Origin of the sequence: Allomuricauda ruestringensis DSM 13258, from assembly GCF_000224085.1 — a bacterium.
GTDB lineage: Bacteria > Bacteroidota > Bacteroidia > Flavobacteriales > Flavobacteriaceae > Flagellimonas > Flagellimonas ruestringensis.
Genome location: NC_015945.1, coordinates 1,452,143 through 1,478,511 on the forward strand (window position 1 = coordinate 1,452,143; position 26,369 = coordinate 1,478,511).

Annotated in this window: 24 protein-coding genes; 13 read left to right on the forward strand and 11 right to left on the reverse strand. The window is 41.0% G+C overall.

From position 1 onward, the window contains the following. Positions 1 to 89: 89 nt before the first annotated feature. The 4 genes from MURRU_RS06515 to MURRU_RS06530 all read left to right on the forward strand — a co-directional run bounded on the left by MURRU_RS06515 (position 90) and on the right by MURRU_RS06530 (position 2,987). Positions 90 to 1,775, forward strand: a complete 1,686-nt coding sequence (locus MURRU_RS06515; RefSeq protein WP_014032646.1) for a glutamine--tRNA ligase/YqeY domain fusion protein — start codon at positions 90 to 92, stop codon at positions 1,773 to 1,775. Between the two features lie 316 nt (positions 1,776 to 2,091). Continuing rightward, on the forward strand, positions 2,092 to 2,421 hold the full coding sequence (locus tag MURRU_RS06520) for a YtxH domain-containing protein (protein ID WP_014032647.1): 330 nt from the start codon (positions 2,092 to 2,094) through the stop codon (positions 2,419 to 2,421). A gap of 3 nt (positions 2,422 to 2,424) precedes the next feature. Continuing rightward, positions 2,425 to 2,775 (forward strand): hypothetical protein, encoded by a 351-nt coding sequence (locus MURRU_RS06525; RefSeq protein ID WP_014032648.1) that lies wholly within the window; start codon positions 2,425 to 2,427, stop codon positions 2,773 to 2,775. After that, positions 2,772 to 2,987, forward strand: coding sequence for a DUF6327 family protein (locus tag MURRU_RS06530; RefSeq protein WP_014032649.1), 216 nt, complete (start codon positions 2,772 to 2,774; stop codon positions 2,985 to 2,987). Before MURRU_RS06525 ends, MURRU_RS06530 begins: the two co-directional genes overlap by 4 nt. Positions 2,988 to 3,281: 294 nt before the next feature. On the opposite strand, the gene MURRU_RS06535 is transcribed toward MURRU_RS06530, so the two are convergent. Together MURRU_RS06535 and gltX are read right to left on the reverse strand one after the other, a co-directional pair. Next, complete coding sequence (locus tag MURRU_RS06535; RefSeq protein ID WP_014032651.1) at positions 3,282 to 4,217, reverse strand: SPFH domain-containing protein; 936 nt, start codon at positions 4,215 to 4,217, stop codon at positions 3,282 to 3,284. A 93-nt stretch (positions 4,218 to 4,310) separates the two neighbouring features. Next, positions 4,311 to 5,807, reverse strand: a complete 1,497-nt coding sequence (gene gltX, locus MURRU_RS06540) for a glutamate--tRNA ligase (RefSeq protein ID WP_014032652.1) — start codon at positions 5,805 to 5,807, stop codon at positions 4,311 to 4,313. A 165-nt stretch (positions 5,808 to 5,972) separates the two neighbouring features. Between gltX and MURRU_RS06545 the strand changes: the two genes are divergently transcribed. The 5 genes from MURRU_RS06545 (at position 5,973) to MURRU_RS06565 (ending at position 13,620) form a co-directional block, all read left to right on the forward strand. Continuing rightward, the gene (locus MURRU_RS06545) at positions 5,973 to 9,392 is read left to right on the forward strand and encodes a hypothetical protein (RefSeq protein WP_014032653.1); all 3,420 of its coding nucleotides are present in this window, start codon (positions 5,973 to 5,975) and stop codon (positions 9,390 to 9,392) included. Beyond that, positions 9,385 to 9,804, forward strand: a complete 420-nt coding sequence (gene ybeY / locus MURRU_RS06550) for an rRNA maturation RNase YbeY (protein ID WP_014032654.1) — start codon at positions 9,385 to 9,387, stop codon at positions 9,802 to 9,804. The genes MURRU_RS06545 and ybeY overlap by 8 nt, the downstream gene beginning before the upstream one ends. Before the next feature lie 2 nt (positions 9,805 to 9,806). Then, positions 9,807 to 11,675, forward strand: coding sequence for a tRNA uridine-5-carboxymethylaminomethyl(34) synthesis enzyme MnmG (mnmG, locus tag MURRU_RS06555; protein WP_014032655.1), 1,869 nt, complete (start codon positions 9,807 to 9,809; stop codon positions 11,673 to 11,675). A 366-nt stretch (positions 11,676 to 12,041) separates the two neighbouring features. Beyond that, positions 12,042 to 12,872: a class I SAM-dependent methyltransferase gene (locus MURRU_RS06560; protein WP_014032656.1), complete on the forward strand. Its 831-nt coding sequence runs from the start codon at positions 12,042 to 12,044 to the stop codon at positions 12,870 to 12,872. A gap of 241 nt (positions 12,873 to 13,113) precedes the next feature. After that, the gene (locus MURRU_RS06565) at positions 13,114 to 13,620 is read left to right on the forward strand and encodes an OmpH/Skp family outer membrane protein (protein WP_014032657.1); all 507 of its coding nucleotides are present in this window, start codon (positions 13,114 to 13,116) and stop codon (positions 13,618 to 13,620) included. 55 nt (positions 13,621 to 13,675) lie between these two features. On the opposite strand, the gene MURRU_RS06570 is transcribed toward MURRU_RS06565, so the two are convergent. The 5 genes from MURRU_RS06570 to MURRU_RS06590 all read right to left on the reverse strand — a co-directional run bounded on the left by MURRU_RS06570 (position 13,676) and on the right by MURRU_RS06590 (position 16,803). Continuing rightward, positions 13,676 to 14,125 (reverse strand): DoxX family protein, encoded by a 450-nt coding sequence (locus MURRU_RS06570; protein ID WP_014032658.1) that lies wholly within the window; start codon positions 14,123 to 14,125, stop codon positions 13,676 to 13,678. A gap of 50 nt (positions 14,126 to 14,175) precedes the next feature. Further along, entirely contained in the window at positions 14,176 to 14,742 is a 567-nt protein-coding gene (locus MURRU_RS06575; protein WP_014032659.1) for a Crp/Fnr family transcriptional regulator, read from the reverse strand. 16 nt (positions 14,743 to 14,758) lie between these two features. Further along, positions 14,759 to 14,938 carry a hypothetical protein gene (locus MURRU_RS06580; RefSeq protein ID WP_014032660.1) on the reverse strand — a complete coding sequence of 60 codons (180 nt, stop codon included), beginning with the start codon at positions 14,936 to 14,938 and terminating at the stop codon, positions 14,759 to 14,761. 88 nt (positions 14,939 to 15,026) lie between these two features. Then, entirely contained in the window at positions 15,027 to 15,422 is a 396-nt protein-coding gene (locus MURRU_RS06585) for a hypothetical protein (RefSeq protein WP_014032661.1), read from the reverse strand. A 229-nt stretch (positions 15,423 to 15,651) separates the two neighbouring features. After that, positions 15,652 to 16,803, reverse strand: a complete 1,152-nt coding sequence (locus MURRU_RS06590) for a DNA polymerase III subunit (protein ID WP_014032663.1) — start codon at positions 16,801 to 16,803, stop codon at positions 15,652 to 15,654. Positions 16,804 to 17,183: 380 nt separating this feature from the next. On the opposite strand from MURRU_RS06590, the gene MURRU_RS06595 reads away from it, so the two are divergent. Then, entirely contained in the window at positions 17,184 to 17,924 is a 741-nt protein-coding gene (locus MURRU_RS06595; RefSeq protein WP_014032664.1) for a hypothetical protein, read from the forward strand. Positions 17,925 to 17,984: 60 nt separating this feature from the next. On the opposite strand, the gene MURRU_RS06600 is transcribed toward MURRU_RS06595, so the two are convergent. Then, positions 17,985 to 18,938 (reverse strand): DUF4382 domain-containing protein, encoded by a 954-nt coding sequence (locus MURRU_RS06600; protein ID WP_014032665.1) that lies wholly within the window; start codon positions 18,936 to 18,938, stop codon positions 17,985 to 17,987. Positions 18,939 to 19,362: 424 nt separating this feature from the next. Between MURRU_RS06600 and MURRU_RS06605 the strand changes: the two genes are divergently transcribed. From MURRU_RS06605 to MURRU_RS06615, 3 genes are all read left to right on the forward strand, one after another. After that, positions 19,363 to 20,553 (forward strand): phosphoglycerate kinase, encoded by a 1,191-nt coding sequence (locus tag MURRU_RS06605; protein WP_014032667.1) that lies wholly within the window; start codon positions 19,363 to 19,365, stop codon positions 20,551 to 20,553. A 117-nt stretch (positions 20,554 to 20,670) separates the two neighbouring features. Then, the gene (locus MURRU_RS06610; RefSeq protein WP_014032668.1) at positions 20,671 to 22,272 is read left to right on the forward strand and encodes a LysM peptidoglycan-binding domain-containing protein; all 1,602 of its coding nucleotides are present in this window, start codon (positions 20,671 to 20,673) and stop codon (positions 22,270 to 22,272) included. A 12-nt stretch (positions 22,273 to 22,284) separates the two neighbouring features. Then, positions 22,285 to 23,283 (forward strand): DUF4837 family protein, encoded by a 999-nt coding sequence (locus MURRU_RS06615; protein ID WP_014032669.1) that lies wholly within the window; start codon positions 22,285 to 22,287, stop codon positions 23,281 to 23,283. 183 nt (positions 23,284 to 23,466) lie between these two features. Here the strand turns inward: MURRU_RS06615 and MURRU_RS17910 are convergent, their stop codons facing one another. The 3 genes from MURRU_RS17910 to tatA all read right to left on the reverse strand — a co-directional run bounded on the left by MURRU_RS17910 (position 23,467) and on the right by tatA (position 26,352). After that, positions 23,467 to 23,637: a DUF6747 family protein gene (locus MURRU_RS17910; protein WP_014032670.1), complete on the reverse strand. Its 171-nt coding sequence runs from the start codon at positions 23,635 to 23,637 to the stop codon at positions 23,467 to 23,469. A gap of 248 nt (positions 23,638 to 23,885) precedes the next feature. Continuing rightward, a complete protein-coding gene (locus tag MURRU_RS18135; protein WP_041801372.1) occupies positions 23,886 to 25,937 on the reverse strand; it encodes an OmpA family protein in 2,052 nt (683 codons plus the stop codon). A 217-nt stretch (positions 25,938 to 26,154) separates the two neighbouring features. After that, positions 26,155 to 26,352 (reverse strand): twin-arginine translocase TatA/TatE family subunit, encoded by a 198-nt coding sequence (tatA, locus tag MURRU_RS06625; RefSeq protein ID WP_014032672.1) that lies wholly within the window; start codon positions 26,350 to 26,352, stop codon positions 26,155 to 26,157. Between the last annotated feature and the right edge of the window lie 17 nt (positions 26,353 to 26,369).

The window sequence follows — 26,369 nt, forward strand, 5'->3', positions numbered from 1 at the left end:
TTGTGAAATCGCCTATTTTGTATACACAGATGCACGAATTATAGCTATCAACACGGGATTTTACTACATTTGCGCATCAAATTATTGGTATGGCAGAAGAAGCTCGATCGCTCAATTTTATAGAACACATTGTTGAGGAGGACCTTACAAAGGGTTACGCACAGGAAGACTTGAGGTTCCGTTTTCCCCCAGAACCCAATGGTTATTTACACATTGGGCACGCAAGTTCCATTTGCCTCAATTTTGGTCTGGGATTGCGCTATAATGCCCCTGTAAACCTACGTTTTGATGATACCAACCCGGCAAAGGAGGAGAAAGAGTATGTGGAGGCCATTAAAGAGGACGTAAGTTGGCTAGGTTTTGAATGGGCCACGGAGTGCTATGCCTCCGATTATTTTCAGCAGTTGTATGATTGGGCCGTAAAGTTGATTGAGGATGGCAAAGCCTACGTTGATAGCCAATCTTCGGAGGAAATTGCCAGCCAAAAAGGGACGCCAACCGAACCAGGAAAGGAAAGCCCCTATAGAAATCGGTCCGTTGAAGAGAACTTGAAGCTTTTCAAAGGAATGAAAGAAGGGGAGTTCAAGGACGGAGCGCATGTACTACGCGCCAAAATCAATATGGCTTCTTCCAATATGTTGATGCGTGATCCCGTAATGTACCGAATCTTGCATAAGGCGCACCACCGCACAAATACCGATTGGTGTATTTACCCCATGTACGATTGGACGCATGGTGAAAGCGATTATATTGAACAGGTCTCACACTCCCTGTGTACATTGGAGTTTTTACCACACAGAGAGTTGTACGATTGGTTTTTAGACCAAGTGGTATCGCATGATAAATTGCGTCCCAAACAGCGAGAGTTTGCCCGTAGGAACCTGAGCCATACCGTTGTAAGCAAGCGAAAACTGTTGCAATTGGTGGAAAAGGGCGTTGTAACAGGATGGGATGATCCCAGAATGCCCACAATTTCCGGTTTGCGAAGAAGGGGCTTTACTCCGGAGTCCATTAGAAATTTTGCGGATACGATTGGCATTGCCAAGCGGGACAATGTTGTTGATGTTGCCCTACTTGATTTTCATGTAAGGGAGCATCTCAATAAAATAGCTCCCCGTGTAATGGGGGTACTCAACCCATTAAAGGTGGTACTTACCAATTATAAGGAGGGTGAAGAGGAATGGTTGGACGCGGAAAACAATCCAGAGGATCCATCGGCAGGTAGCAGAAAAGTACCATTTTCGAGGGAATTGTATATAGAAAAAGAAGATTTTAGGGAAGAAGCTAACCGTAAGTTTTTTAGACTAAAGCTTGGTGGTGAGGTCCGTTTAAAAAATGGATACATCATCAAAGCGGAAAGCTGTACCAAGGATGACGATGGCAACATTATAGAGGTGCAGTGTACTTACGACCCCAAAAGTAAAAGTGGTTCCGGAACCGAGGAGAGCTTACGAAAAGTTAAGGGGACCCTGCATTGGGTTTCCATACCACATGCCATAACCGCTGAAGTTAGGTTGTACGATCGTTTATTCTCCGACCCAACACCCGATAGCCATAAGGATAAAGATTTTATGGACTTTGTTAATCCGGATTCTTTAGAGAAAGTAACCGGTTATTTGGAGCCAAGCCTGAATAATTTAAAAATCGGTGATCGTGTACAATTTCAACGACTGGGTTATTTTAATGTGGACAAAGATTCCACTCCAGAGAATGTGGTCTTTAACAGAACAGTAACCTTAAGGGATACTTGGGCCAAATTGGAGCAAAAAAACTAACATAATTTTTCCTTATTTTAATTAGTTTCCCCATTGATTATTCTTATTAAAAACAGATTCTTCAGGAGAGGTATGCGTGCATTTTTTTATTGTCATGATTAATTACTTGGATGGGCAATAATCTGAGCAGAAAAAGCCTTATTCTCATTTTTTCTTCAAAATTTAGCTAACGCGTCAAGGTTTGCAGCGATTGAATCAATTTCTGTTTAGGATGTAACTTACATTTAGAGTAAATCGATTGGGTCAAGCAATATTTCACCTTTTTGAAGAGGCCTGATGGTTTTTCACTGAAGTTTAATTTAAAAGTTACAATATTATGTCAAATAACACTGGAAACGTATTAACCGCATTATTAACTGGAGCTGTCGTTGGAGCAGGAATAGGAATTTTGTATGCACCGGACAAAGGAAAAAGGACCAGAAAAAAAATCAAGAAAAGTGCAGTAAAGGCAAAAGATGATATTACGCAAAGTATAACACATGCCAAAGAAGAATTCAGCAAGACTGCTGATGCAAAAAAGGAAGAGTTTGAGGAAAAGCTCGAGGACACACTTTCCAACATGAGCTATAAAGCCGACGATATCCTCGTAGCGTTGGAGAAAAAATTGGAAGACCTAAAAAAGAAGAACGCCCAACTACAGAAATAATATATGGCATTCGAAGAAATTAAAGAACAGATAGATCATGTGGAAGAGGGCGTTAGGTCTTACGTAAAGAACAGCCTGGATTTTTACCGACTTCAAAGTTTTCGGTCCATGATGAAAGGCATTACAATGGCCACCAAAGTGCTGTTAATTGGTGGAATAGCTTCTATTGCCCTACTGTTTCTTTCATTGAGTGCGGCATTTTGGTTCGGTAACATGCTGGGCAATACTGCACAGGGCTTTTTAATAGTGGGTGGATTTTATGTGCTAATAGGTATAATCATCTTCCTGTTGAGAATCAAGATCGAGAAGCCACTTTTAAAAGAGTTTTCTAAGTTTTATTTTGATGAATTATGATTCAGACACAATACACATCGTTCGAAGAAATTGATAGAGACCTTAAAGTCTTACGGTTACAAAGACAGATTGAAGAAGAAAAAGTGAAGCTTGCGGTTCAAAACACCAAGAAGGAACTTTACCCAACCAATATTCTTGGTGGAATGGCACCTTTGCTACAAAAAATTGCGATATCCTTTATTGCGAAAAAGCTGCTTAAAAAATTAGATTAACCCTTTGTGCTTTTTGCCTAAAAAAGTTCTCGATACGATTTTTCGTTCCTCAAAATCACTCGAACTGACGCCCAGAACTAAATTTTATGTTCAAAATGCACAACGGACTAGATCAGTATTTGGTACCCAAACTTTATATAGAAGAAAGAGGTCTAAAAAGCATTGAAATACGTCATTCTGAATTTATTTCAGAATCCCATCATATTGATAAACAAATCATTATGAGAACCTGAAACAAGTTCAGGTTGACGAAAACTGACTTTTTAGACCTCTTCCTTTTTATTAAAATAACATTTAAGAGTCAGACGAATCTTTTTCGATTTGTTTGCGCTTCATGGCCTCGCCAATTTGGTTACTTGCCGTAAAAGAAGCCACCATGTTGTTCAGCATATCGCTACCTGCCTGTGGAGAATTCGGTAACAATATTAAATTGGTGTCCGTTTCTTCACCAATGGCCTGTAGTGTATCATAATGTTGGGTAACTACAATAAGGGCCGATGCCTCCTGCGAATTGATGCCCACTTTGTTCAAAACCTCCACGGATTCTTCGAGACCACGGGCAATTTCCCTACGTTGATCGGCAATACCTTGTCCCTGTAATCTTTTGCTCTCTGCTTCGGCTTTCGCTTTCTCAACAATAAGAATACGTTGGGCATCACCCTCAAATTGGGCCGCAATTTTTTCACGTTCCGATGCATTGATCCGGTTCATTGCCGCTTTTACCTGGGCATCCGGGTCAATATCGGTAACCAAAGTCTTTATGATATCAAAACCATAATCGAACATGGCATCTTGCAATTCGGATTTAACGGCGTTGGCGATATCATCTTTTTTTACAAAGACATCATCCAGTTTCATTTTTGGAACCTCGGCACGTACTACATCAAAAACATAAGAGGTAATTTGATCATGTGGGTATTCCAATTGGTAAAATGCTTCATAAACTTTATCGCGGAGAACCACGTATTGAACGGAAACTTTCAACTTTACAAAAACATCGTCCAAAGTTTTGGTCTCTACGATCACATCAAGCTGTTGAATCTTTAAACTCAAGCGACCGGCAATACGGTCTATAATCGGAATTTTCAATTGTAGCCCGGAATTCCGTATGCTATGGAATCTTCCAAAGCGTTCCACGGCCACGGCCGTTTGTTGTTTTACAATAAAGAAGAACTTGAACAGGATAACAAGCGCTACAAAAGCAATAGGTATAAAAAGATAGTTGCCCATAGTGTTTATGATTTTATGTTAGAAATGGAAATTACGAAACTTGGCCATAGTATTGGTAGCCATTCGTCAAATAATGTTACACATCCGTCAATTCTAGAGTTGGGCAATCGCTGTTTTAATACGGTTTATACTTTCCTCTTTGCCAATAAGCTCCATTATATCGAACAAATGCGGGCCTTTCATGTCGCCAACGATGATCAAGCGGAGGGGAGGCATCACTTTTCCAAAGGAAAGCTCATTGTCGGATATCCACCCTTTCACTTTTTCTTCTATTGTGGGCGATTCAAAATCTTGAACGCTATTCAGTACCGATGCCACCTGTTCCATGATTTCCGGAGAACCTTCTTTCCATTGTTTTTTGACAGCTTTCTCGTTGTAAGAAGATGGTGCTTCAAAAAAATAGTCTCCCAATTCCCAAAAGTCCTTTACAAAACTTGCGCGCTCCTTAATCAAGGATACTACTTTTTGAACGTAACCCTGTTCTGATGAAATTTGTTTTTTGGCCAGCTCAGCGGCGAACTGTTCGGCAAGTTCTTCATCAGACTTCCTCTGTAACCACTGTTGATTATACCAATTGTTTTTTTCTGGATCGAACCGTGCCCCCGATTTGTTCACACGCTCCAAGGTAAAGGAATCGACCAATTCCTCCAAGCTAAAAATTTCTTGTTCAGTCCCGGGGTTCCAGCCCAACAAGGCCAAGAAGTTGATTACCGCTTCTGGGAAAAAACCTGCCTCGCGGTATCCTTCCGATTGGTTCCACGTGAGCGGAAATACGGGGAAGCCGCCTTTTTCGCCATCACGCTTGCTCAATTTTCCTTTTCCAACTGGTTTCATGATCAAGGGCAGGTGCGCAAATTTTGGAGCCTCCCATCCAAGGGCATCGTACAAAAGCGTATGAAGGGCCAAGGACGGCAACCATTCTTCTCCACGAATTACATGGGTAATTTGCATTAAGTGGTCATCCACAATGTTGGCCAAATGGTAGGTTGGCATGCCATCGCTTTTAAACAAAACCTTATCATCTAAAATGCTGGTGTCAATTTTAATTTCACCTCGGATGATGTCGTTCAAAAACAACGCTTCATTCTCTGGAGATTTAAATCGGATTACATAATCCTCACCAGCCTCCAATTTAGCTTTCACTTCTTCTTCCGAAAGAGAAAGTGAGTTTGTCAATTTTAAACGGTTGTGCCAATTGTATATAAATGTTTTTCCTTTCGCCTCATGATCTTTTCTATGGTGGTCCAAAGTTTCAGCAGTATCAAAAGCGTAATAGGCCTTGCCTTTTTCAATAAGTTCCAAAGCGTAGGCTTTGTACAGGTCCTTGCGCTCACTTTGTCGATATGGGCCAAAATCACCCTCTTTGCCCGGACCTTCATCAAAGGGAATTCCACACCAGTTCAAGGCCTCGATAATATATTCCTCTGCGCCTTCAACAAATCGGTTTTGGTCCGTATCTTCAATACGAAGTACAAAATCGCCGCCATGTTTTTTGGCGAATAAATAATTGAACAGGGCGGTGCGCAGACCACCAATATGTAATGGCCCGGTTGGGCTTGGCGCAAATCGAACACGTACGTTTTGACTCATAATTAGGTATGATTGTGTCGCAAAGATACATTCCCGCCAATGAATGGGAAAGTGAATTTATTCCATCTTTATCGGACTCTGACGGTCTTGTAATATAAAGGTTTAACAAATTTTTTCTTTTGATTTACCAAGGATCGGGTAATTTGGTTGTAATTAGTATCGATTTTGAGCGCATATCAAGACATTCTCGTTAAGCTGGAAGACTTTATCAAGCGGTTTTATACCAAACAATTGATAAAGGGTATCTTCTTGTTTTTAACTTTAGGGACCCTGTTCTGGATGGCCATTACGTACTTCGAATACGTTTTGTGGCTGAACGAGTCATGGAGACTTACTTTGTTCCTAATCTTTGTTGTAGTAGAACTTTACCTGTTGTATAGATACATCGCGATGCCTTTGTTGTATCTTTTCAGGATTAAGAACGGTATTGGCAATAGGGAAGCTTCTTTATTGATTGGAAAACATTTTCCCCATGTGGATGACAAGCTGCTCAATCTGCTCGAATTGTCAGAGAACCTGCATAAGTCAGATCTTTTAATGGCGAGCATTGAACAAAGGTCAAAAAACTTGGGCCCGGTTCCTTTCGCTGATGCGGTTAGTTTTAAGGACAGTTATAAGTACGCAAAGTACATTTTTATTCCTTTGGTCCTGTTCTGTTTTATTTGGATCACGGGTGATATCGTTTCTTTCTTTAACTCGCACCAAAGGGTAATGCATTACGACATGGCCTACGAAAGGCCGGCACCATTTTCGTTCCAGCTGATGAACGATCAGTTGGAAGTATTGGACAATCAACCTTTGACCATACGAGTTAAAACAGTTGGGGAAATTCGACCGGACAATGTTCAAATGGTTGTAAATGGCGAACAGTTGCTCATGCAAAAAAACGGAGAGTTTTTTGAATATACGTTTCAAGCACCTGTTCCCGAAACCAACTTTTACCTGACAGCCAACGGATGGGATTCCAGAAGTTATTCCATTAAAAGTTATCGTACTCCGGCCTTGGTCGATTTTGCCATGGAATTGGACTATCCCAAATATCTCAACCTGCCTTCCGAGCTAATTACGGGTACAGGAAATGCGGAAGTTCCCGAGGGAACCAAAGTCACTTGGAAAATACAGGGGAACTATGTGGATGATATACAAATGATCATAAAGGACTCCACACTTTCATTTGAAAAGAATAACAACCTGTTTTCCAAAACCGAGCGCTTGTTCAATGACTTTGATTATGAGCTGAGCACATCAAATGAACGAGTCCAGGATTTTGAAAAGTTGGCTTATCGTTTAAATGTGATCAAGGATGAAAAGGCAACCGTTCAGGTAAATCAAGTGCTGGATTCTTTGAATCCAAATCAATCCTATTATACGGGGCAAGCTGCCGATGATCATGGTTTAAGGGAAATTCGTTTGGTTTGTTATCCTTCAGATGATATAAATAATGTTCAACGGATTTCGCTCGAATCTCCCAACACCAATGTGTATCAGTTTTACTATACATTTCCTTCGGGATTGTCCCTTCAACCAGGTAAAAAGTATAAGTTATATTTTGAAGTAGTTGATAATGATGGGGTTAGGGGTGGTAAAGTTACTAAAAGCACTGTTTTTAATGCATCTCTTTACGATGATAATGAATTGAATAACAGAGAGTTGGAGTTTCAAAACTCTACTTTGAACAAAATGGGAGAATCTTTAAAGCATTTAAAGCAACAGGAAGAAAAACTCTCACAGATAAACAATCTACAAAAGGAAGAAAAGTCGCTAAACTTTGAAGATAAGAGCCAGATAAAGAACTTTTTGCAGCAGCAGCAAATGCAAGAAGAATTGATGCAGAAGTTTAGCCAGGATTTAAATAAAAGCATTGATAAGAATTCCGAAAACTCTGAGATGAAAAAGATGCTTCAAGAGCGTTTGGAGCGTCAAGAAGCTGAAGCTAGAAAGAATGCTGAATTACTTGAGGAGCTTAACAAGATTGCAGAAAAAATTGATAAGGAAGACCTTCAAAAGCGATTGGAAGAATTAGGAAAGAATCAGGGGAAGAACACCAGGAACCTTGAACAGATTTTGGAATTGACAAAACGGTATTATGTTACTGAGAAGGCTTCTCAAATTTCCAAGGAGCTTGATGAACTTGCAAAAAGACAAGAAATATTATCCGAATTAAGACTTGGGCAGGATTTTAGTGACAAGGAGCAGAAGAAATTGAATGAAGAGTTCAACGAGTTGGAAAAGGATATTCGCGAATTGGAAAAAGAGAATGAGAAGCTCCAGAAGCCATTGGAACTTGACACTGATAAAAAGAAGACTGATGGCGTTAAGCAGGATCAGAAAGAAGCTCTTGAAGAAATTAATAAACATCAGGGTCTCGAAGAATCTTCCCAAGCCAAGCAAAAGCAAGAAGCAGGTAATAATGCTTCCAAGAAGCAAAAGTCCGCTGCACAAAAGATGCGTGAAATGAGCCAATCCATGAAATCTAGTTCCATGGATGGTGGTTCTTCCGATGCGGAGGATGCCGAAATGTTACGCCAGATTTTAGATAATTTGGTCACTTTTTCTTTCAAGCAGGAAAATTTGTTTGACAACATACAGCGAGCGGATGTTGATATGTCCCAGTTTTCCAAAACCGTCAAGGACCAACAAAACCTAAAAAGGTTGTTCGAGCACGTAGACGATAGCCTCTTTGCACTTTCTTTGCGAAGAGCAGAACTTTCCGAATTTGTGAACGAGCAGATAACCGAAGTATACTATAACATTGATAAATCTTTGGAAAGCATCGCCGAGAATCAAATTTACCAGGGAGCATCGTATCAACAATACGTAATAAATGCCACCAATGCCTTGGCCGATTTCTTGGCAAATATTTTGGACAATATGCAGCAGAACATGATGCCCGGTCAAGGCAGTGGAGAGGGGCAAGATTTTCAATTGCCCGACATTATTAAAGGACAACAGGGCATCCAAAGGAAAATGAATGGTTCGGGAAAAGAGGGCAAAAAATCCCAAGGTCAAGGTGAACAACAAGGCGATAACGAGGGAGGACAGCAAGAAGGCGACAAGGGAAGTCAAAAACAAGGAAAGGAAGGACAAGATGGTGAGCAAGGAGAAGGGGGCAACAAAGGTTCAAAACAAGGAAACGGCTCGCAATCCAACGGAAATGGTTTAGGAGAAATGAATCTTGATGAGGTATACGAGATCTATAAGGAACAGCAGTTTTTACGGGAAAACCTAGAAAAACAATTGGAGGATATGATGCGAGAGTCGGACAAGAATCTGGCCAAAAAATTGATACGACAAATGGAAGACTTTGAGAATGATTTGTTGGAGAACGGGATAACCGAGCGCACCCTAAATAAGGCCAACAACATTCAACACCAATTGATGAAACTGGAAAACGCATCCATGGAACAAGGGGAAAAGAAGGAGCGTGAAAGCAAGACAAATGTGAACCAATTTATTAATCCTGTCACTACCAAACCTGAGTTACTTCAAGAATACCAGAACGACATTGAAATATTAAATAGACAAGCTTTACCTTTGCGGCAAAATTTCGAGAAGAAGGTAAAGGTTTATTTCGATAATGATTGAGTTTCATTTTAAAAGTGAATTCGTAATCCATAACAAATCCGAGTATGCCGATTGGATAAATAGGGTTATAGTTTCCGAGGGTTTTGTTGTTGGTCAAATAGATTATATATTCTGTACCGATGATTACCTTTTGGAACTCAACCAAGAGTATTTAAACCATGATACGTTTACGGATATTATCACATTCGATTATAAGGATGGGAAAACACTTTCAGGAGATATTTTTATATCCACGGACAGGGTGCAAGAGAACGCTGTAAAGTTTGATGTTGAGTTTTTAAACGAGCTTCGCAGGGTAATGAGTCATGGCATTCTTCACTTGGTGGGTTTTGGAGACAAGACCAAAGAGGAGAAGTTGATCATGCGTGAAAAGGAAGAAGAAAAAATAAAAATGTTCCACGTGGAACCATAGGTATGTTTGAAAAGGAATATGATGTTATTGTTGTAGGAGGGGGACACGCTGGTGCAGAGGCCACGGCTGCTGCTGCCAACATGGGCTCAAGTACTTTGTTGGTGACCATGAATCTTCAAACCATTGGTCAGATGTCTTGCAATCCCGCAATGGGAGGGATAGCCAAAGGACAAATTGTGCGCGAAATAGACGCCCTAGGAGGGTATAGTGGAATAGTTACCGACAAGTCTGCCATACAGTTTAAGATGCTCAATAAATCCAAAGGGCCAGCTATGTGGAGCCCGCGAGCTCAGAACGACCGTATGCGATTTGCAGAAGAGTGGAGGATGGCTTTGGAGAATACCCCAAATGCAGATTTTTATCAAGAAATGGTCAATGGTTTGTTGATTGAAGGGGATAAGGTTGTTGGTGTAAGAACAAGTCTTGGTTTGGAGATTAGGGCCAAATCCGTAGTGCTTACAAATGGCACTTTTTTAAATGGTTTGATCCACATAGGAGAGAAACAATTAGGTGGAGGCAGAGCAGGGGAAAAAGCTGCTACAGGAATCACAGAACAGTTAGTTGGTCTCGGTTTTGATAGCGGAAGAATGAAAACCGGAACACCTCCCCGAGTAGATGGAAGATCCTTGGATTATTCCCAAATGATTGTGCAACCAGGAGACGAAGTACCTGAAAAATTCTCTTATCTAAACACCCCAATCCTTAAAACGCAGCGTGATTGCCACATGACCCATACGAGTAAATTGGTACATGACTTGCTTCGTGAAGGTTTTGAAAGGTCTCCTATGTTTAATGGTAGAATAAAAAGTATCGGGCCAAGGTATTGTCCTTCCATTGAGGATAAGATCAATCGTTTTGCAGACAAGGATTCCCACCAAATATTTGTGGAGCCAGAAGGGTGGAATACCGTAGAGGTTTATGTAAACGGATTCTCAACTTCATTGCCAGAGGATGTTCAGTACAAAGCTCTCAAATCCGTTAGAGGTTTTGAAAAAGTCAAATTTTTTAGACCGGGTTATGCCATTGAATACGACTATTTTCCTCCAACACAATTAAAGCATACCCTCGAAACCAAGTTGGTGAAGAATTTATATTTTGCTGGTCAGATCAACGGAACCACAGGGTATGAAGAAGCAGCTTCTCAAGGTTTAATGGCCGGCATAAATGCACACCTTAAAATAAATGAGAAGGAGCCGTTTATTCTTAAAAGAGACGAAGCTTATATCGGAGTTTTGGTAGATGATTTGATTACCAAAGGAACCGAAGAACCATATCGAATGTTTACTTCAAGAGCAGAATATCGAACCTTGTTGCGTCAAGACAATGCCGATTTAAGGCTTACACCAAAGGGGTATGAAATTGGTTTGGCCAAAGAAGAACGCCTCAAAAGAATGGAGGAGAAGATGAGCAAGTCCGAAAACTTTGTCAATTTCTTCAAAAAGACAAGCTTCACTACGGAGGAAATAAACCCGATTTTAGAGTCTTTGGATTCTGCTTTGGTGAAGCAGTCGGATAAACTTTTCAAGGTGTTTTCTCGGCCAAAGGTAACTATGGACCACATGCTTCAATTGGATACTGTTTCCGAATTTGTAAAAGAAAATGAATTGGATTCTGAGGTGTTGGAGCAGGCCGAAATACAAGTCAAATATTCGGGCTATATAGCAAAGGAAAAAACCAATGCAGATAAATTACAGCGATTGGAAAACGTTCGAATTCCCGACAATTTTGATTACTCCAAACTAAAATCCTTGTCCTACGAAGCACGTGAAAAGTTAGAATCGATCCAGCCCGTTACCATATCTCAGGCTTCACGGATCAGCGGAGTATCACCAGCAGACATTAGTGTGCTGTTAGTGTATTTGGGCAGATAATCTACAACACTGTTCCACGTGGAACAGTGTTTTTTTGTTCCCAGGAATTCTTAAAGGGTTTAATCTTTGTTTTTAGATTGGTATAATACAGAGCAAACAATACAAATCTTACCATCCATTTTCCATTATTGATGAAACTTTTTATTTTTCATTTTATGAAGGAGAGACTTCAAACAAGACAACCAACAGATTACGTTTGGGTTTTTTATTTTAGGTTTGGGTAAAATTGTCATTCCTGTGAAAACAGGAATCCAAACAAAAGGATTTTGGTTTTAGATGGTTGATTGTAAAGCTCGGTTTAAAGAGATGAAGTTTTATGCTATCTTCGGGATTTGAAAAGCGAAGATTTGGATACAGATAATTACAATGAAGTTGTTTTTAAAAACTAAGGACTTTTCCGTTTCGGGCGAATCATTTGAATTGTATTGGGATAAGGATTTGGATATGCTGGTGACCCGACCCCAACCCAAAAACCTAGCTCCGTATTACGAAAGTGAGGACTATATTTCGCATACAGACTCCAAATCGTCGTTTACAGATAGGCTATACCAGTTGGTTAAGGGCAAAAACCTTAAAAACAAGATTCAAGTTGTTGAAAATCAAATAGATAAACCTGAATCACTGCTGGATTTGGGCGCTGGTACAGGCGATTTTTTGATTTCAGCCCAAAAATCAGGATTTAAGGCAGTTGGGGTAGAGCCAAACGAGAAGGCTAGGCAGTTGGCCAAAGAAAAAGGAATTGAACTTCATCAAAGTTTAGAAAATCTGTCGGGACAAAAATTTCAAGCCATTACGTTGTGGCATGTTTTGGAGCACCTGCCCAATTTGGAAGAACAGATTAAATCGTTGACTTCCCTTTTGGAAGATGACGGAGTTTTGGTTATTGCAGTTCCCAATTTTAAATCATTTGATGCCAAACATTACAAAACTCATTGGGCGGCTTATGATGTGCCAAGACACCTTTGGCATTTTTCAAAAAAATCCATCTCCAAGCTTTTCGCTCGTCATAAATTGGAAGTCATCAAAATAAGACCCATGTGGTTTGATGCTTTTTATGTTTCTATGCTTTCTGAAAAATATCGAGACAATAAATTGTATTTGATCAGCGCATTTTTTGTTGGGTTGTGGTCCAATCTTTCCGCCATCTTCACCAAAGAGCATTCTTCGTTGATTTACATCCTTAAAAAGGAGAAATAAGCCATTTTAAAGACCTCTGTTGTCCAAAATAGGCGCTGGAAGTGGAATTGTATTCAACAAAAATGATGTGCTTAAATCGACTTGTTTCTAAAAGCCATCAAAATAAGGGTTAACAATTAAACACGTTGACTTCCATAAGAATTTCTTATATAAAGTTTTGGACCAAACAATCGATTAAAAAAACTTAATGACCAGCATTCCAAAAGCTTTTCTATTTTTGCGCATCGATAAAAAGTAAATGATGAAAAAATTAGTAGTGCTTGCTATTGCCATCTCCGCTATGGCATGTCAGCAAAACAAAATTGCATTTGTGGACAGTGTAAGAATCATGGATGAGTATCAAGAGAAAATTGATGTAGAGGCCAGATTCAAAACCAAAGCCGATGCGATGACCAAAAAGAGGGATAGTATTTCCCAAGCATTTCAAATGGAATTGCAGCAATTCCAGGCCAAGGCACAAAAAATGTCCCAAAAGAATGCACAAGAAGAATATTCCCAATTACAACAACGCGGACAATTTGTGGGTCAGCAATTACAGCAAGAAGAGCAACAGTTGCAACAGAACAGCCAAGCCGAAATGGATACCTTGGTAAAAAAGGTGAAGAAGGAAATCAGGGAATACGGTAAGGCCAACGGATACACCTACATTCTTGGAGGTGGTGATGGAGGCTCTGTACTTTACGGAGAGGAAGCAAAGGATCTAACCGATGTTATCCTTACCATTTTGAACGACAAGTACGAGAACTAAACTCGATGAAAAAATAGGCTAAGAAGGCCCACTCATTTGGAGTGGGTTTTTTGTTTTATCGGATGGATGTGAAATAAACCCAGAGGATAAAAAACAACTGTAACGGAATTCGAAACCAAAGGTAAGCAGTTCCCGGGCCGTTCAATTGCCCTGTTTGATAATTGATTTGATGTATTGAGGCTTTTACGTTCGCGGGTAAAATCAATATAAAAAAGACAATAAGGAGCCAACCCACTTGAACCTTATACTGGGGAAACAGAAGGGCAAAGGCAAAGATGATCTCAATAACACCCGTTACCACCACCAACTCTTTTTTAAACGGCATAAACGAGGGAACAATCTCGGCCATGCCCGTTATAAAAACAAAATGTCCAATGGCAGTGAACACTAACATAGCGGCCATGGCAATTCTACCAGCAAGCTGATAATCCCATTGTCCGCGGGTAAATTTTAAGATGAATGCAGAAATAATAAAGGCCGTAACAAGTACAATGAGTGGTTTCATATTTTTTGTCAAAATTCCATCATTGCCGCCTCAATAGCAATGAACCCAGGTTAAGAAATACGCTTTCGGATACGGCTCAACGCTTGCGGGGTAATACCGATGTACGAAGCAATATACTTTAGAGGTATTTGACGTATCAACTCAGGCCGCTCTTCAAAAAGATTAAGATAGCGTTGTTCTGCGCTGTCCCGTAGTAGGGAAAGTTCTCTTTTGGACTTTTTTAAAAAGAGCTCCTCACTGGCCTTACGTCCAATTAAGTTTCCGATTGCAGAAGAAGCATAAACCTCTTGCAAGTCTTTGTAGTTAAGTTGCCACAACACGGTATCCGTAATTGTTTCCACAACATATTCGGCAGGTGTTTGTGTGATAAATGAATCATAAGCACTTACAAAGGCTCCACCAAAAACAAAGCCAAATGTTAGGTCACCGTCCTCTTGTGGAATATAGAGGCGAACAATCCCTTTTTCCACAAAAGAAAGATGATTTTCAACCTCACCTTTGTTGAGCAACACACTTTTTTTGGAATAGTGGTGTAGGGTTAATTTGGAAGAAAAAATATCCCAATCAGGTGGGGAAATCCCAAATTCCGATACAAAGTATAACCTGATTTCTTCCAAAAGGGATTGTTTTTTATTATTCAGTTTTTTTCCTTTCTCCAACGATCACCAAGGCCATGGCCAATATCAAAAGCAAATTGGATAAAATCCCGTATAATGTATCCTCACCGTTATTTAGCCCAATTAAATTCATCACAAACAAAACAAAACTGATAATTATTAGGGCCAAGGCCACTATTGATTTTTTACCAAACATGATTATATCTTTAAGCTGTAGTGACTTTCGTCTTTGCCGGAAAGGTCAGATCTTTGGAAGGACTCGATAATCATTGTTGGAACAATTTTTATTGCATCAAATACACCAAAAAAACAGTTGGAATCAAATACACCACAATGGTTTGTGCCCCAACATAGTCTTTGGCAACCCGCTGGCCCAACAAAAGCATCAATAAAGTTACGGCAGAAATAATAGCTCCGTAGAACCCAAAAACACTTTCTCCATCAATGGCAAATTGAAAAACACTTACGCCACAAAGTATACCAGAAAGCAACTCAAGCATTAAGATGACACTTAGAAGCACAGGAACCGTACCTTTAAAAATGGATTTTGAAAAATGTCCCGTCAACCATCCAAGATTGCCCTTCCAATCCATAAGCTTATCGATTCCGCTCTGTAAAAAAGTAATAGTCAAAAATACCAGCAGTAGAATTTCTGTGGCATTGGAGAGTAAATTATCCATAATTAGTTTTATTATTTAGTTAAACTTTAAACCTTTGCCTTTGCCGGTAGTCAGGTTTAATTGCAGTTACTTTAGTCTCTATAAATTTTATGGATGATCCCCTCTCCAGTCTCCCCAAGGGGAGAAGTTTCCCTCCTTTGGAGGGATCAAGGGAGGACCTGATACCAGCTGACAAAGAATTTCATTCATTCTTTAAAATCACGGATTTCAAATCCATGATTAGTTTTATTTATGCAGCCTTCGCATGCAAAAGCCTCGTAAGCTTAATGGAGAGATCTGTGAAAATCAGCTTGGAATTTCCGTTGCGTTCCACGTGAAAAATCGCCTGCTCCAACTCCTTTACAATATCTAAAATATTGTTCTCATGTACAAAGGGAGCAAATTTTTTCAGATCAAAACCCTCCATGTGCACTTTGGCATGTACAAGTTCATTGGCTTTGTAATTGAGCAAAAGCGCTTGGCGCATCATGGTAAGGCAATAGTTCAGGAATTTTTTTTGGACTTCGCGACCGGTTTTGGCGACCTCCTCGCCCCACAAAATCAGTTCCTGTACGGCACCTTTGTTGCCTTTGGCCTTAAAAGCGCTCCGTACCCACTGCACAAACCAACGTTCGAATACCAAATCTTCAGAATCTTTGTTCAAAAGATCAAGTGCCTTGTTAAAATCACCGTTCGCTTCCAATGCAATGGTAAGTGCTTCGGTCTGTGCCACTCCCCGCCGTATTAGCTCATCGGTAATCACTTGTTCAGCCAAAGGCGGAAAGTTTAAAATTTGGCAACGGGAACGAATCGTGTTGATGATTTGCTCTTCATCTTCGGCCAAAAGGAGCAATATGGTTTTGTTCGGAGGTTCTTCAATCAGTTTTAAGAGCTTGTTGGCCGCAGAAATATTCATTTTTTCGGCCATCCAAACAATCAGGACCTTGTAGCCACCCTCATAAGATTTCAACGAAAGTTTTTTCACCATGTCCTGTGCTTCGTCAACCCCGATTTGGCCCTGCTTTTTTTCAATACCGATGTGCCGATACCAATCGAACAAGTTGCCATAAGGCTGGTCTTTTACAAACTGACGCCATTCTTCCAAATAATGATCGCTGACTGCATGCGACTTCACTTTGTCCGAATTGGAAACAGGAAATGCAAAGTGCAGGTCTGGGTGTGTCAAGGAGTTGCATTTGGTATTGCATACCGTGTTTTCCCCGTCATTTTCTCCACCCGTATTGCCACAGAGCAAATATTGGGCGTATGCCAATGCCATGGGCAGCACTCCGGAACCCTCGGGACCCACAAACAATTGTGCGTGGGCCACGCGGCCCGTTTCTGCCGTGGTCACCAAATGGTTTTTGATATGCTCGAGCCCTAAAACATTTTTAAAAAGCATGTCCCAAAGATACATTTTTAAGTGTTGAACCCGTTATGTATTTAATCTAAAAGAAGGGGTGTGATTGTTGCCGATCAGCAAATTGTAATAAACAAAAGACAATGATCGATTACGTATTTACTAAACCCGCTAAGGAACATGAAAAGCTGTGGCAGAACAAGTTCCAAAAGCTGTTAACCTGACTTTTGATTGCTTTTTTAAATTTGTTGACAATTTTGGTTGAAGCAGGGAAATGGATTCGGTTTTATCCTTATTAGGAGTGTGGTTCGGTTTTTATATGATACAATTAATACTTCAATTAGCGTTATATTAATATGGGATTATTTAAAAAGACTTTTTTAGTAAAGCAATTGGGTATATTGCTTCTAACATCATGTTTGATGGGGTGCTCATCTGATAGTGACTCCAATGTAAATGATGATGGAAAAGAACAATCCAACAACATAACGGAAAACCGGAAATCTGTTGGGGAGTCCGCAGGGGATTTATTGGATGATGTCAACTATGAAGAGCTGTATATTGAGATTCAATATGTACAAGGATTGAAACCCAGCACATCCACTTTGGACCATTTCGAAAACTTTTTGACCGAACGGCTCCGCAAATCTGGCGGCATTACTATTGAGCTGGTTGAAATCCCATCTCCGGGACAGGACACATATTCCATTACCGATGTCCGTAACCTTGAGGATGACATACGCACCGCCTACAACCAGGGTTCTACGCTCAAGGTGTTCGGATTGTTTCTGGATGGGGCGTATTCGGAAAATTCGGAGAATGGCTCTGTTTTAGGGGTAGCCTATCGAAACACTTCCTTTGTAATATTTGCGGAGACCATTAGGGAATTCAGTGGGCAGCCTTTGGCCCCGAGCACCACGGTGTTGGAAAGTACCGTACTTGACCATGAGTTTGGCCATTTGTTGGGGTTGGTCAATGCAGGTACCCCATTACAAAGTGCGCATCAGGATACGGAACATGGCAGACATTGTACTGCCGAGGACTGTTTGATGTTTTGGACCGCGGAGACCGGTGAAGGTCTGATCAATATGATCAGTGGCGGCAATATCCCTGAACTGGACGCCGCTTGCTTGGCAGACTTACAGGCCAATGGAGGAAAGTAAAGGTTGAATACATAAAAAAGCCCCGGTTCGGGGCTTTTTCCCAACAGATCAATATACTATTTAGGATGATGTGGTTCCGATCACAGTTACATTGGCGCTCAACTGTAAAGCGGAGGTAATCTGTAAAGCGGATAGGTCGAGCCCAGTGGTCGATTCCACCTCTAATGTAGAGTTAAAGTAAAATTGATTGCCATCTTGGGTGTAGGATACAAAAATCAATTCGTACTCACCGGCCGATAGAAAATTAAGACTGAAGGAATTGTTAAGTCCACTGGCCTCGGCACTTGTAATGGCATTGGCAAAGCGCACATTGCTTTCTCCTTGCCCCTGAGTTTCAACTTCTGCATTATAGGTGCCTTTTTCATAGGCATATACCACAATTTTGTCCGATGTGTTTTCTGCATCGTTTACGGTCCCTTCGATTTCTCCCGTAGTTTCCTTGTTTACGGCCCGTATTCCTGCGGACAGTTCGGACATCGTCACAAAATCAAAATCTGTTTCCAATGTACCTTGATCTTCTTTTATGGTCTTTCGCAAATCAAAATCGATAACGACCTCATTGGTATTCGAGGCAAATACCTCAAAAGTATCCATAATATCGATGTTGCTCGCAGAGGATATTATTTTGTCCTTTGAACCATCTGCCATTTCTACGTAACAGCCCGGAGAATTTCCATCCATATCGGTTTCATAGTCCAGTACCAGTTCAAGATCGGAATAAGCGCCAGCCTCCAATTGCAGGTTGCCCAAAGTTTTGGTCTGGCCATTGACAAGGGCTGCCAGATTAAAAGTAGTTTTGTTAAAGCCTTCCAGTGATGTGCCATTGACCTTTACATCGGAGACCGTAACAAAAACGGATTCAATTTCTGCGTTGTCCACCGGGGCATCTGTGATTTTAAAGGTCGTGTTATACGACTCTTTCTCTACATTGCCATTACTATTATCATCGCTACAAGAAAAAGACAATACAGCTATTCCAATAGCAAATCCTACATTTTTAAAAAAAGGTTGCATAAAATTTGAGGTTTTTTGGGTTAATATAATCACTTTACCTTATAACAATCGAAAATGGTTTGACCCTACTTTTGATTGTATAGCTCCCTAGAGGTATAAGATAAATCAAACTTCACTTTAACAAATCGGAACAGGGTTACATTATAGTCCTGTCCATGGATTCCTTTGTCCATATCTTTGGTATTGTAAATGGGCCTTTTGTTTTTTGAGCAAGGTAAAATTTGGACCGACACCTCTTTTATCATGATCATTCAAAATGAACAACAAGAGGTCCCGTTAGGAACCCTTACGCAAGCAGATGCCAGTGTAACATATCAAATTAAAATGGTTAAAAATTGAGAAACTTTAAAATTATGGGACAAGTCTGTCCATTGAAAAAGCAGGAAATCTTTACATTTGAGGCTCTCAAAAAAGACCACACTACATGAAGACGATAGACGATTTTAATTTCGAAGGAAAAAAAGCATTGATCAGGGTAGATTTCAACGTGCCGTTGGATGGCGATTTTAATGTAACAGACACCAGCCGTATTGATGCGGCCAAACCTAGCATACTCAAAGTTTTGGAAGATGGCGGATCTGCCATTTTAATGAGCCACATGGGTAGACCAAAAGGAAAGGTAAACCCGGACATGTCGCTTTCCCACATCACCGAAACCGTTTCCGATATTATCGGGGTGCAGGTAAAATTTGCAGAAGACTGTGTTGGATCAAAAGCAGATGAAGCCGTCGCTGGATTGCAGAGCGGAGAGGTGCTTTTATTGGAAAACCTTCGTTTTCATGCCGAGGAAGAAGCGGGAGATGAGTCTTTTGCAAAGGAATTGTCCAAACACGGGGATGTTTATGTGAACGATGCTTTTGGAACAGCCCACCGCGCACATGCATCAACAACCATTGTAGCGAAATTTTTCCCCGAGAACAAATGCTTCGGATATCTGTTGGCGAAAGAAATAAAAGCGATCGACAAAGTGATGGAAACAGGCGAAAAACCGGTTACCGCTATTTTAGGTGGAGCCAAAGTGTCTTCCAAGATCACCATTATAGAAAACATATTGGACAAAGTCGACAACCTGATCATTGGCGGTGGTATGACCTACACTTTTGTGAAGGCAAAGGGCGGTAAAGTAGGGGATTCCATCTGCGAGGACGATAAAATGACGTTGGCGTTGGAGATTCTTAAACAAGCCGAAGCTAAAAACGTAAAGGTGTACCTGCCCGTAGATGTTTTGGCTGCCGATGACTTTGACAATGGCGCCAACACCCAATTTGTTGATGTAGATAAAATTCCTGATGGATGGCAAGGATTGGACGCTGGTCCAAAAACCTTGGAAATCTTTAAACAAGTGATTTTGGCCTCCAAAACTATTTTGTGGAACGGTCCTGTTGGTGTTTTTGAAATGGAAAACTTTGCCAAGGGAACCATTGCCGTGGGCAACTATATTGATGAAGCCACGCAAAGCGGAGCCTTCTCTCTTGTTGGTGGCGGTGATTCGGTTGCTGCAGTCAAGCAATTCGGTTTTGAAGACAAAGTTAGCTACGTATCCACAGGGGGCGGGGCCATGTTGGAAAGTTTGGAAGGGAAAACTCTACCTGGCATTGCTGCAATATTGGGCTAAGTATCACGTTGTGAGTTATTGGGGGAAACGTTAAAAGTTAGAGAATTTTGTCTCAGGGCTTTACTGTTTCAGAAAAAAAAGCCATTTTCGTTTGCCCCAAAATCAAACCTTGTCCAAATGAGCCAGAAATTGAAAATAGCTGTTTTTGCGGTCATCTTGTCCGCAGCTCCGTATGTTGGTGCGCAACAAAAGATAGACACTACTAAAGTGGAGCCGGACTCCACCGCTCCGCATCAGGAGGAAGAAGCCGCCATAAAAGTATCCAACATTAAAATCGATGGTCAGCTTATGGCTCTGGAAACGCATGAAGATGGGAAGTTCAGGCTGCGTGATCTGGAAGAGGCTTGGAAGTATGACAGCCTTTGGCTGAACGAGCTTCACAGCAACGCGGATCTCTTCAGCGACATGCTTTTGGAAATTCAGAAAAGTCCTGAGCACGATTCCATTTTTGTGGTGGATTTGCCAACGGATACCTTGAAGGCACGTTTGGCTCGAATGGACGAGAAGACCCCTTTCAACATTACCTATAATTCATCTTTGGAGAGTGTGATCAAATCTTTTTTGACACGTAGAAGAGACTTGATGCAACGCATGATTACGGCAAGCCAGTTTTACTTTCCCTTGTTTGAACAAGAGCTCGACAACCAAAACATTCCTTTGGAAATTAAATATTTGGCGATCGTGGAATCCGCCCTTAATCCAAAGGCAAGATCCCGAGTGGGGGCCAAGGGGCTTTGGCAGTTTATGTACAGCACAGGTAAAATGTACGGACTGGACGTAAGCAGCTATGTGGATGAAAGGCACGACCCCATAATGGCGACCAAAGCTGCGAGCAAATACCTTTCCAGATTGTACGATATTTTTGGGGATTGGGATTTGGCATTGGCAGCATACAACTCGGGCCCGGGAAATGTAAACAAGGCCATTCGCCGTTCTGGCGGATACGAAAACTATTGGAACATCAGGCCATTTCTTCCACGTGAAACAGCAGGGTATCTTCCAGCGTTCTTGGCAACCATGTACATTTTTGAATATGCCGAGGAGCATGGGTTGCAATACAAAAAAGCGGAGCGGCCTTATTTTGAAACGGATACCGTTCATGTAAAAAACTTGATCACCTTTGATCAAATCTCCAAGTTGGTGGACATTAGCACGAAGGAACTGGAAATGTTGAATCCTGCTTATAAACTCAACATCATACCAAAAGTTGAGGGAAAAGATTATGCATTGCGCTTGCCAAAATCCAAAATCGGGAAATTTGTATCCAATGAAGAAGAAATCTATGCCTATGTAAAGAAGGAACTGGACTCTTTGGAAAAACCATTGCCAAATATGGTTACGGCCAAAGACCAGATTAGATATAGGGTAAAGAGCGGGGATTATTTGGGCAAGATAGCAGAGCGTTATGGCGTCGGGGTCAGTCAAATTAAAAGATGGAACGGATTGCGAAGTAACAATCTTCGTGTTGGCCAACGGTTGACTATTTATCCAAGAAAGCCGTATATCGCCAAAAATGATTCAAAGAGCAATAACCCAAAGTCTTCGGGAACTGTTGTAAGCGGGTCTAAAATTCATACAGTACGCTCGGGAGATTCCCTTTGGACGATTTCCAAAAAATATCCTGGAGTTTCCATAGAAAATTTACGAGAATGGAACGGTATTAGTGGTAACAACTTAAAACCGGGCACAAAACTTAAATTGTGTGATTGTTCTTCGTAAATTTAGCACAAGATGAAAAAATTAGGAATACTATTGATTGCCACAGCTTTGTTGGCATTGGGGGCCTGTAAAGGCTCAGGTTCAAAGAAAAAATTTCTACCACCTTCAACTGGGGGCATCAACACCTTAATGGTTATTATGGACACCGAACTTTGGAGAGGGCCCGTAGGAGAAAAAATAAGGGATGAATTTGCCGCACAAATTGTTGGTTTGCCACAGATAGAGCCCAAATTTACCCTTACCCAGGTACCCCCGAAAGTTTTTAAGGGCACAACTACCCATTCCAGGTCCATCCTATATGTAGAGCAAGATTCTACATCTTTGGCGCACATAAAGGACGATGCATACGCAAAACCGCAAAAAGTTGCCGTGGTAACGGGGCCTACAGAGGAAGTGATGATCAAAAATTTGGATTCCTTGGCCGATAGGGCCATAAAAGAATTCAAGGCAAACGAGATTGCCGAAGCACAAAGACGTTTTGAACGCTCCTTGAGCAAGGACAAGGCATTGGAAGAAGAATTTGGAATTCACCTCGACGTTCCGTCACTCTATAAAGTAGGGAGAAGAGAAGATAATTTTGTTTGGATGGATATTCAGATTCCGAAAGGCACCATGAACATCATAGCTTACGAAATGCCATGGGATTATTTCAGCAACGATTCCACTTTTGTTGAGGACATTGTGCGAATGAGAGATTCCATAGGAGAAAAGTACATCCCAGGACCTTATGAGAATACCTACATGATTACGGAGAAAGCTTTTGCTCCCTATGTATTCCCCGCCGAAATCGGAGGAAAAAAAGCTGCTGAGGTAAAAGGAGTCTGGGAAATCCACGGATATCCAATGGCTGGCCCATTTTTAACCTACATCATCAACGATGAAGAAAACAATCGAAAAATGATTATCGAAGGGTTCACCTTTGCCCCTTCAGAAGCCAAAAGAGATTACATGTTTGAGCTGGAGGCGATATTGAAGACGGTCGAATTTGAACCTTCCGCTGCATCGGATTAAAACAATACAATTTAGATAAAATGGAAGAGGTTGTCTAAAAAGTACTGAAATACGTCATTCTGAATTTATTTCAGAATCCCATCATATTGATAAACAAATCATTATGAGAACCTGAAACAAGTTCAGGTTGACGAAAACCGACTTTTTAGACAGCCTCTTTTTTGTTCTTTAAAGCTTAGGGGGTCAATCAAATGCAAAGCCAGTGGACATCCTGTAAATAAAGGCATAAAGCACTATAAAGAACAAGATAAAGCTAAACCAGGCGAATATTTTGAAATATTTTTCAACTATAAAATGTCCCAAGTTGCGGAACCCTTCAATATATATCTCTTTAACAAGTAATAGTTTTTTCATAAAGTATGATTTAAGGTTTAAAGACAGGTCAAAGGTTTGATTTAGCGGAAAAGAATCGAAAACAAACGGACAAAAGGCAGTAAAATAAGTTTAAAGTCTTGGGCCAAGGCCCAGAATCCGCAAGGATAGCATTTTGATCGATAAACGGCATGTTGCCATAAACAGTCAGGCGGACAGAAAGATCGACAAACTGCGCTGGAAAGCGGAAAAGAAAAAATTATGGACTGATCAGAATGGTTTGGGACTGTTTATTCAGAAACCAGAATAAATTCAGACCTTCGGTTTAAACGGTGCTGGTCTGCAGCACACCGTGTTCCATTGGAGCAATTGTTCAACAAACGTTCTTCACCATAACCAATGGCGCTAATAATTCTTGAAGGGTCGATTCCTTGAGAAACAAGGTAATCACGAGTAGATTTGGCCCGCTTGTCGGATAGATATTTGTTGTAAGCTTCTGGGCCAATGGCATCGGTATGGGATTCGATTTTTAAGGCCAAGCTTTCGTTTTCTTTTAATACGGTAACCAGCTTGTCCAATTCTTGAGCGGAACGGGGGGTGATTTTAAAACTATCAAAATTAAAGTACACATCGCTGGGCTCAAACAGGTCAACAATTGGTTTTTCCTCAACCAGTTTCTTTAGGTATTGGGTCACCGATATGTTTTCGTTTTCCTTGGTTTCCACGGGCAGGCTATCCTTAACGAACCCTTTTTTCTTGGCCACCACGGTATAGTTCGTTGTTGAACCAAGGTTTTTGAACAAATAGTTGCCAGCTGTATCCGAGACGGCTTCATTTATCAACTTACCTTCGTTATTGTACAAGGATATAGAGGCTTTGTTCACGGCCCCTCCTGTTGACTCGTTTTCAACGGAACCGACAATGGCATTTAGGTTGAGTGTGTATTTAAAAGAGTAAATATCGTCATCCCCCTTGCCCCCTTTGCGATTGGATGCAAAATAACCTTGCTCTCCCGTAGCATCAATAATATAGGAGAAATCATCTTTGTTACTGTTGATGGGTTTTCCCAGGTTGATTCCTATGCCGAACTCCCCATTTGCCCCATCAGATTTGTACACATCCAAACCGCCAAAGCCCATGGGCCTGTTGGAAGAATAATAAAGGGCGTTTTCGGCGACATAAGGAAACATTTCCTTGTATTCGGTGTTGATGGTCCTTCCAAGGTTTTTTGGCTCGGAAAAGCCCCCTTTTTCGGCAATATCAACAACATAAATATCCGTTTCCCCAAAACCACCGGGCCTATCGGAAACAAAATACATTTTTGTGCCATCTGGACTAATGGTCGGGTGGCCCGTAGAATAATCTTCACTGTTAAAGGGGAGCTCTTCGGCCTTGCCCCATTCACCATTGGTATATTGAGAACGATATATTTTTAGGTGATTTATACCATTTTTGCCCCTTTTTAAACGTTTGCCATAGTTGTTCCTTGTAAAATAAATGGTTTTTTGGTCAAGAGAAAATGCCATAGAGGCTTCATGGTACTTGGTATTGATTTTTTTTGAAAATTTTCGCGGAGAGGAAAGGTCACCCTCCTTGTTCTTGCTTTTTGCAACGTAAAGGTCTAGGAAAGGTTGATTGGTACGACGGTAACGGCGACTTGTCAAAAATAAGGTGTCCTTTGCAGAGGCATAAACAATATCAGAACCGTTGTGGAACATGGGAGAAAAATCAGAATACCGGGAGTTAATGCCCAAATTCTTGATTTTAACGGTGTAGACCCCTTCCCATGTGCGCGGGTCTATTTTATTGAGCTCATTTAAGGGCTCGTCCCTTTTTTGTCGCAGGATCTTTGTTAGGGTTGCGGCCTTGCGATACTTTCCTGTTCCCTTTAAGGTTTGGGTATATTTTAAATAAGTATCCTCATGCATTTCCTCTTGATACTGCTGGTAAAGCTCGTGGTACCACTCGTAAGCTTTTTCAAGATTTCCCGTGTAGTAATGTGAATCCCCTGCCTTTGACAGCAAGGATGATGTGTGTTCGGCTTCGGTTTTTTCCAGTACAACATCAAAAATGTGTGCCGATTCGGCGTACCACATTTTATCAAAGTAATCGTTGTCTTTTGCAATAAGCTTTTTTGGAATTCCTTCTTTTTTGAGGTAGCGAGTCAGTTTTTTATTGCTTAAACCATCAAGATGTTTTACAAAACTGGAAGAGTTCTTTTCTGTAGAAGGAGCAAACCTATTGGAAGAGGAGGACGTCCCATCGACTTCGTATAGGGCAAGCTCTTGGGAAAACATCCCAAAAGAGCATAGGAAGAATAAAAGCAAGATCAGTCTTTTCATTACCACTCCATCTGCACAAATGAACGATTGGATTCATTTGGAGGTTAAGCATAGGGGCTTACCAGTTTAGTTTGAACCGCTAAAATAGGATATGGTAAGTGGGGTGATAATTTTTTGTTGTGAAAGGGGGAATATGTGGCGTTGAATGCCAAAAAGATGTTGTCGATGGTCGAAAACCCTCATTACAGACAGCAGGCTTTACCCGCTATCGGCCAATTTAGGATTTTGGCTCGTTCGTTTCCCCTTCCAGTTTTTCGTCTTCCTTCGTGGCGTTTTTGAATTCTTTGATTCCGTTTCCAAGACCTTTCATAAGTTCTGGAATCTTTCTGCCTCCAAAAAGCAAAACTACCACGGCAACGATCAAAACAATCTGCCAAGGACCTAACATACCAAGAAATATAGTTTGAGCAATCATATCATCAAATGCTTTAA